Below are 8,515 nucleotides of genomic sequence, written 5' to 3' on the forward strand. Positions count from 1 at the left end.
GGACCTCACTCCTCGCTCACCAGCTCGACGTAGGCGTCCTCGAGCGTCGGTGCCCGGGACGCCACCTTGCCGTAACGGACGCCGTCGAGGAGCTGGAGGACGTCGTGGGTGACCTCGGCGCCGGGCTCGGCCTGCACGACGAGCTGCTGGACCTGGCCGGACTCGTCGAGCGTCGCGGACCGCACCCCGGGCACCGCGGTCGCCCGGCGGGCCAGGTCGTCGCCGGCGCCGAAGACCTCGACCTCGAGGACGTGACCCGTGCGCACCCGCTTTTTGAGCTGGTCGGGCGTGCCCTCGGCGACGAGCCGCCCGGACGCGATCACGGCGATCCGGTCGCACAGCTCGTCGGCCTCGAACATGTAGTGGGTCGTGAGGAGCACGGTCTTGCCCTGGTCGCGCAGCAGCGAGATCGTCGCCCGCAGCTCGCGGGCGCCGACGGGGTCGATGCCGATGCTCGGCTCGTCGAGGAACAGCATGTCGGGGTTGTGGATCAGTCCGCGCGCGATGTGCAACCGCTGCCGCATGCCGCGGGAGTAGCCCTCGACCTTCTCCTTCTCGCGCCCGTCGAGCCCGACCATCTCCAGGAGGGCCGGGATCCGGGTGCGCTGCTCACGGGGGTCGACCCCGAACAGCTCGGCGAAGTAGCGCAGGTTGTCCCGCGCGTTGAGCCGCTCGTAGAGCCCACGGTCACCGCCGAAGACATAGCCGATGCGCCGCCGCACCTCCCGCGGCTCCTCGACCACGTCGTGGCCGAACACCCGCGCGGACCCGCCGGTCGGGAGCAGCAGCGTGATCAGCATCTTGATGGTGGTGGTCTTGCCGGCGCCGTTCGGGCCGAGCAGTCCGAAGAGCTCTCCCGCCCCGACCGACAGGTCGATTCCCGCGACCGCTTCGACCTCCTTGCGCTTGCGGCGCAGCAGGCCCGAGCTGGTCGTGTAGGTACGCCGCAGGTCGTGCGCCTCGAGAACGCTCACCCGAGGAACCTAGCCGCAGACTCTCGCCGAGTCGGCAGAAACTTGGCCCGAAAAATGGACCGAGCCGGCAGAAGCTCGACCGCAAGGGCCAAGTTTCTGCCGACTCGGCGACGACTCAGTTCTGGTAGGAACCGAAGTCGAAGTCGTCCAGGGCGACCGCCTGGCCGGTGCCGTTGCCGAACTCGTAGTCGTAGGACTCGTAGCCGGTCACGGCGTAGGCCGCCTGGCGCGCCTCCTCGGTGGGCTCGACCCGGATGTTCCGGTAGCGCTCGAGGCCGGTGCCCGCCGGGATCAGCTTGCCGATGATCACGTTCTCCTTCAGGCCACGGAGGCTGTCGGAGCGGCCGTTGATCGCGGCGTCGGTGAGCACCCGGGTGGTCTCCTGGAAGGAGGCCGCCGAGAGCCACGACTCGGTCGCGAGCGAAGCCTTGGTGATGCCCATCAGCTCCGGACGGCCGGAGGCCGGCTTGCCGCCCTCGGAGACCACGCGCCGGTTCTCCTCCTCGAACTTCACCCGGTCGACCAGGTCGGACGGCAGCAGGTTCGTGTCGCCCGACTCGAGCACCGTGATCCGGCGCAGCATCTGCCGCACGATGATCTCGATGTGCTTGTCGTGGATCGACACACCCTGCGACCGGTAGACCTCCTGGACCTCGTCGACGAGGTGCTGCTGGGTCCGCCGGACACCGAGGATCCGCAGCACCTCCTTCGGGTCCGGGGTGCCCTGCGTGAGCATCTGGCCGACCTCGATGTGGTCGCCGTCGCCCACCAGCAGCCGCGAGCGGCGGCTGACGACGTACTCCTTGACCTCCGAGCCGTCGTCGGGCGTGACCAGGACCTTGCGAGCCTTGTCGGTCTCCTCGATCTCCACACGGCCGGCGGCCTCGGAGATCGGCGAGACGCCCTTGGGCGTGCGGGCCTCGAAGAGCTCGACCACACGCGGGAGACCCTGCGTGATGTCGTCGGCCGACGCCACACCACCGGTGTGGAAGGTCCGCATCGTCAGCTGCGTGCCGGGCTCACCGATCGACTGGGCGGCGATGATGCCGACGGCCTCGCCGATGTCGACCAGCTTGCCGGTCGCCAGCGACCGGCCGTAGCACTTGGCGCAGGTGCCGGTGCGGGCCTCGCAGGTCAGCACGGACCGCACGGACACGGACTCGATGCCGGCCTCGATCAGCTCCGCGATCTTGACGTCGCCGAGGTCGTCGCCGGCGCCGGCCAGCACCTCGCCCGTCTCCGGGTGGGTGATCTCGACCGCAGCGGTCCGGGCGTAGGCAGCGGTCTCGGCGTTCTCGTGCTTGACCACCTTCCCGTCCGCGTCCCGCTCGCCGATGACCTTCGGCAGGCCCCGCTCGGTGCCGCAGTCGTCCTCACGGATGATGACGTCCTGCGACACGTCGACCAGACGGCGGGTCAGGTAGCCCGAGTCCGCCGTACGGAGCGCAGTGTCGGCCAGACCCTTGCGGGCACCGTGCGTGGAGATGAAGTACTCCAGCACGGAGAGACCCTCGCGGAAGTTCGCCTTGATCGGCCGCGGGATGATCTCGCCCTTCGGGTTCGCCACCAGGCCGCGCATCGCGCCGACCTGACCGATCTGGTTGAAGTTGCCGGAGGCGCCCGAGTAGACCTGCATGTAGATCGGGTTGGACGGCTGGGCCTCGAACGCGGCCCGCATCGCCTTGCCGACCTCGGCACCGGCCTCGGTCCAGATCTCGATGAGCTCCTGACGGCGCTCCTCGTCGGTGACCAGACCCCGCTCGAACTGCTTCTGGATCTTCGCGGCCTTGTCCTCGAAGCCGGCCAGGATCTCCGGCTTGTTGTCGGGCGTGATCACGTCGTCGATCGACACGGTGACACCCGAGCGGGTCGCCCAGTAGAAGCCGTTGTCCTTGAGGGCGTCCAGCGACGCGGCCACCTCGACCTTGCCGTAGCGCTCCGCGAGGTCGTTGACGATCCCGCCGAGCTGCTTCTTCCCGACCTCGTAGTTCACGAACGGGTAGTCGGCCGGCAGGGCGTCGTTGAACAGCACCCGGCCGAGCGTGGTCTCGAGGATCACCGGCTCGCCGGGCTCGACGTCCTCGACGACGGCGTCGGTCAGCCGGATCCGCACCTTGCTCTGCAGGGTGATCTCGCGGTGGTCGAACGCCATGATCGCCTCGGCGGGAGAGGAGAACACGCGGCCCTCGCCCGGCTGGTCGGCGCGCTCGGTCGTCAGGAAGAACAGGCCGATGATCATGTCCTGGGTCGGCATGGTCACCGGTCGGCCGTCCGACGGCTTGAGGATGTTGTTCGTCGAGAGCATCAGGATCCGGGCCTCGGCCTGCGCCTCCGCCGACAGCGGCAGGTGCACCGCCATCTGGTCACCGTCGAAGTCCGCGTTGAACGCGGTGCAGACGAGCGGGTGCAGCTGGATGGCCTTGCCCTCGATCAGCTGGGGCTCGAACGCCTGGATGCCGAGCCGGTGCAGCGTGGGCGCACGGTTCAGCAGCACCGGGTGCTCGGTGATGACCTCCTCGAGGACGTCCCACACGACCGGGCGCGACCGCTCCACCATCCGCTTGGCGGACTTGATGTTCTGCGCGTGCGACAGGTCGACCAGGCGCTTCATCACGAACGGCTTGAACAGCTCCAGCGCCATCTGCTTGGGCAGACCGCACTGGTGCAGCTTCAGCTGGGGACCGGACACGATGACCGAGCGGCCCGAGTAGTCCACGCGCTTGCCGAGCAGGTTCTGGCGGAACCGACCCTGCTTGCCCTTGAGCATGTCGGACAGCGACTTCAGCGGCCGGTTGCCCGGACCGGTGACCGGACGACCGCGACGGCCGTTGTCGAACAGCGAGTCCACGGCCTCCTGGAGCATCCGCTTCTCGTTGTTGACGATGATCTCGGGCGCGCCGAGGTCGAGCAGCCGCTTGAGGCGGTTGTTCCGGTTGATCACCCGGCGGTAGAGGTCGTTGAGGTCCGACGTCGCGAACCGACCACCGTCGAGCTGCACCATCGGGCGCAGGTCCGGCGGGATGACCGGCACCGCGTCGAGCACCATGCCCTGCGGCTTGTTGCCCGTCTTGCGGAACGCGTCGACGACCTTGAGCCGCTTGAGGGCGCGGACCTTGCGCTGGCCCTTGCCCGTCGCGATGGTCTCGCGGAGCGACTCGACCTCGGCCTCGATGTCGAAGCTCTCGAGGCGCTTCTGGATCGCCGTGGCGCCCATGTGGCCCTCGAAGTACTTGCCGAACCAGTTCTTCATCTCGCGGTAGAGGACCTCGTCACCCATGAGGTCCTGCACCTTGAGGCTCTTGAACGTGTCCCAGACCTCGTCGAGCCGGTCCAGCTCGCGCTGCGACCGGTCGCGCAGCTGCTTGAGCTCGCGCTCGGCGCCGTCGCGCACCTTGCGGCGCTGGTCGGCCTTGGCACCCTCGGCCTCGAGGGCGGCGATGTCCTCCTCCAGCTTCTTGGTGCGGTCCTCGAGAGCACCGTCGCGGCGCTTCTCGATGGACTCGCGCTGGAGCTGGATCTTCCCCTCGAGCGAGGACAGGTCGCGGTGGCGCGCGTCCTCGTCGACCGAGGTGATCATGTAGGCGGCGAAGTAGATGACCTTCTCGAGGTCCTTCGGCGCCAGGTCCAGCAGGTAGCCGAGCCGGCTCGGGACACCCTTGAAGTACCAGATGTGGGTCACCGGGGCGGCGAGCTCGATGTGGCCCATCCGCTCGCGGCGGACCTTCGAGCGGGTCACCTCGACGCCGCAGCGCTCGCAGATGATGCCCTTGAAGCGGACCCGCTTGTACTTCCCGCAGTAGCACTCCCAGTCCCGGGTGGGACCGAAGATCTTCTCGCAGAAGAGGCCGTCACGCTCGGGCTTGAGCGTGCGGTAGTTGATGGTCTCCGGCTTCTTGACCTCGCCGTGGCTCCACGTGCGGATGTCGTCCGCGGTAGCCAGGCCGATCTGAAGCTGGTCGAAGAAGTTGACGTCCAGCACTGTTATCTAATTCCCTCTCGTCTTTCAGACTTCTTCGACGGACGACGGCTCGCGACGCGACAGGTCGATGCCGAGCTCCTCGGCGGCGCGGAACACGTCTTCCTCGGCGTCGCGCATCTCGATCGCGGTGCCGTCCTGGGACAGCACCTCGACGTTGAGGCAGAGCGACTGCATCTCCTTGACGAGGACCTTGAACGACTCGGGGATGCCCGAGTCGGGGATGTTCTCGCCCTTGACGATCGCCTCGTAGACCTTGACCCGGCCGGGGACGTCGTCGGACTTGATCGTGAGCAGCTCCTGCAGGGCGTAGGCGGCGCCGTACGCCTCCATCGCCCAGACCTCCATCTCGCCGAACCGCTGGCCACCGAACTGGGCCTTACCGCCCAGGGGCTGCTGCGTGATCATCGAGTAGGGGCCGGTCGAGCGAGCGTGGATCTTGTCGTCGACCAGGTGGTGGAGCTTGAGGATGTACATGTAGCCGACCGAGACGGGCTCGTTGAACGGCTCGCCGGAGCGGCCGTCGAAGAGCCGCGCCTTGCCGTCCTCGCCGATCAGCCGGTCGCCGTCCCGGTTGGGGAGCGTCGACGCGAGCAGGCCGGTGATCTCGTCCTCACGGGCACCGTCGAAGACCGGCGTCGCCAGCTTGCTGTTCGGCTCGGCCTTGTCGGCCCCGATCGAGGTGAGCCGCTTGGCCCACTCAGCGTCGGCGACGTCCGCCCCCAGGTGCCAGCCCTGCTTGCCGAGCCAGCCGAGGTGCAGCTCGAGGATCTGGCCGATGTTCATCCGTCGCGGCACACCCAGCGGGTTGAGCACGACGTCGACGGGCGTGCCGTCCTCCATGAACGGCATGTCCTCGATCGGCAGGATCTTGGCGATGACGCCCTTGTTGCCGTGCCGGCCGGCGAGCTTGTCGCCCACCGAGATCTTCCGCTTCTGGGCGACGTAGACCCGCACCAGCTGGTTGACGCCCGGCGGCAGCTCGTCGCCCTCCTCGCGGTCGAAGACCCGGACGCCGATGACGGTGCCGGACTCGCCGTGCGGCACCTTCATCGAGGTGTCGCGGACCTCGCGCGCCTTCTCACCGAAGATCGCGCGGAGCAGCCGCTCCTCCGGGGTCAGCTCGGTCTCGCCCTTGGGCGTGACCTTCCCGACCAGGATGTCGCCGTTGTTGACCTCGGCGCCGATCCGGATGATGCCGCGCTCGTCGAGGTCGGCGAGCATCTCCTCGGAGACGTTCGGGATGTCCCGGGTGATCTCCTCGGGGCCGAGCTTGGTGTCGCGGGCGTCGACCTCGTGCTCCTCGATGTGGATCGAGGTGAGGACGTCCTCCTGGACCAGCCGCTGGCTGAGGATGATCGCGTCCTCGTAGTTGTGGCCCTCCCACGGCATGAACGACACGAGCAGGTTGGTGCCGAGCGCCATCTCTGCCATGTCGGTGCAGGGACCGTCAGCGATCGGCGAACCGACCTCCACCCGGTCACCGGTGGCGACCAGCGGGCGCTGGTTGATGCAGGTGCCCTGGTTGGAGCGGCGGAACTTCGCCAGCCGGTAGGTGGAGTAGGTGCCGTCGTCGTTCATCGTCTCGATGACGTCGGCGGTCACGTCCTTGACCACGCCCGCGGTGTCGGCCACGACCACGTCACCGGCGTCGACCGCGGCGCGGTACTCGATGCCGGTGCCGACGATCGGGCTGTCGCTCCTGATGAGCGGCACGGCCTGGCGCTGCATGTTCGCGCCCATCAGGGCGCGGTTGGCGTCGTCGTGCTCGAGGAACGGGATCAGGGCCGTCGCGACCGACACCATCTGGCGCGGCGAGACGTCCATGTAGTCGACCTCGTCGCGGGAGATCTCCGCGACCTCGCCGTGGCGCTGGCGGACCAGCACACGCTCCTCGGCGAAGGTGCCGTCGGCGTCGAGCCGGGCGTTCGCCTGCGCGATGACGTAGCGGTCCTCGTCGTCGGCGGTCAGGTAGTCGACCTTGTCGCTCACCCGGCCGTTCTCGACCTTCCGGTAGGGGGTCTCGACGAAGCCGAACGGGTTGATCCGCCCGTAGGACGCGAGCGAGCCGATCAGACCGATGTTCGGGCCCTCAGGGGTCTCGATCGGGCACATCCGGCCGTAGTGCGACGGGTGGACGTCACGGACCTCCATGCCCGCGCGGTCACGGGACAGACCACCGGGGCCCAACGCGGACAGCCGGCGCTTGTGCGTCAGCCCCGCGATCGGGTTGGTCTGGTCCATGAACTGCGAGAGCTGCGAGGTGCCGAAGAACTCCTTCAGCGCCGCGACGACGGGGCGGATGTTGATCAGCGACTGCGGCGTGATCGCCTCGACGTCCTGGGTCGTCATCCGCTCGCGGACCACGCGCTCCATCCGGGCCAGGCCGGTGCGGAGCTGGTTCTGGATCAGCTCACCGACCGTGCGCATCCGGCGGTTGCCGAAGTGGTCGATGTCGTCGTTGTCGACCGGCACCGGCTTGCCGTCGGCGTCGTTCACGACCTGCCCGGCGTCGTCGACCATCTCGGTGTCGCCGTTGTGCAGGCGGACGATGTAGCGGATGGTCGCGACCATGTCGGCGATCGTCAGCGTCTGCTGGTCGAACGCCTGGTGCTGGCCGAGCTTCTTGTTGATCTTGTAGCGACCGACCTTGGCCAGGTCGTAGCGCTTGGGGTTGAAGTAGTAGTTCCGCAGCAGCGTGAGCGCAGCTTCCCGCGTCGGCGGCTCGCCCGGACGCAGCTTGCGGTAGATGTCGAGCAGCGCGTCGTCCGGACCCTGGGTGTTGTCCTTCTCCTCCGTCAGCTGGATCGACTCGTACTGGCGCAGCTCGGCCATGACGGCCTCGTAGTCGTAGGCCTCGCCGGTGTCCTCGGCGATCGCCTGGAGCGCCTTGAGCAGGACCGTGACGTTCTGCTTGCGCTTGCGGTCGAGCCGGACGCCGACCATGTCGCGCTTGTCGATCTCGAACTCCAGCCACGCGCCGCGGCTCGGGATCAGCTTGGCGGTGTAGATGTCCTTGTCGGACGTCTTGTCGGCGGAGCGCTCGAAGTAGACGCCCGGGGAGCGCACCAGCTGCGAGACGACGACACGCTCGGTGCCGTTGATGACGAAGGTGCCCTTGGGCGTCATGAGCGGGAAGTCGCCCATGAAGACCGTCTGGCCCTTGATCTCACCGGTCTCGTTGTTGGTGAACTCGGCGGAGACGTAGAGCGGGGCGGAGTAGGTGAGGTCCTTCTCCTTGCACTCGTCGACGGTGTACTTCGGGTCGTAGAAGACCGGGTTCTCGAACGACAGCGACATCGTCTCGGAGAAGTCCTCGATCGGCGAGATCTCCTCGAAGATCTCGGTCAGGCCGGACTTGTCGGAGACGTCCTCGCCGGCCGCCCGGCGCGCCTGGACGCGCGTCTGGTGGGCCTCGTTGCCGATCAGCCAGTCGAAGCTGTCGGTCTGGAGCGAGAGGAGCTGCGGGAGCTCGAGCGGTTCGGTGATCTTTGCGAAAGAGATGCGGGGCTTACCGGGGGTGGTGCGCGCGGCCAAGAGTTGTCCTTCGACGAATTCGCTCTGC

Annotated in this window: 3 protein-coding genes; all 3 read right to left on the reverse strand. The window is 67.9% G+C overall.

What is annotated here, in order from left to right:
- Positions 1-5 precede the first annotated feature (5 nt).
- Positions 6-974 (reverse strand): ABC transporter ATP-binding protein, encoded by a 969-nt coding sequence (locus ABD709_RS07845; RefSeq protein WP_344774041.1) that lies wholly within the window; start codon positions 972-974, stop codon positions 6-8.
- A gap of 115 nt (positions 975-1,089) precedes the next feature.
- Entirely contained in the window at positions 1,090-4,953 is a 3,864-nt protein-coding gene (locus tag ABD709_RS07850) for a DNA-directed RNA polymerase subunit beta' (RefSeq protein ID WP_344774043.1), read from the reverse strand.
- 24 nt (positions 4,954-4,977) lie between these two features.
- Positions 4,978-8,487, reverse strand: a complete 3,510-nt coding sequence (rpoB, locus tag ABD709_RS07855) for a DNA-directed RNA polymerase subunit beta (RefSeq protein ID WP_344774045.1) — start codon at positions 8,485-8,487, stop codon at positions 4,978-4,980.
- Between the last annotated feature and the right edge of the window lie 28 nt (positions 8,488-8,515).

Source organism: Nocardioides panacisoli, assembly GCF_039537325.1.
Taxonomy (GTDB): domain Bacteria; phylum Actinomycetota; class Actinomycetes; order Propionibacteriales; family Nocardioidaceae; genus Nocardioides; species Nocardioides panacisoli.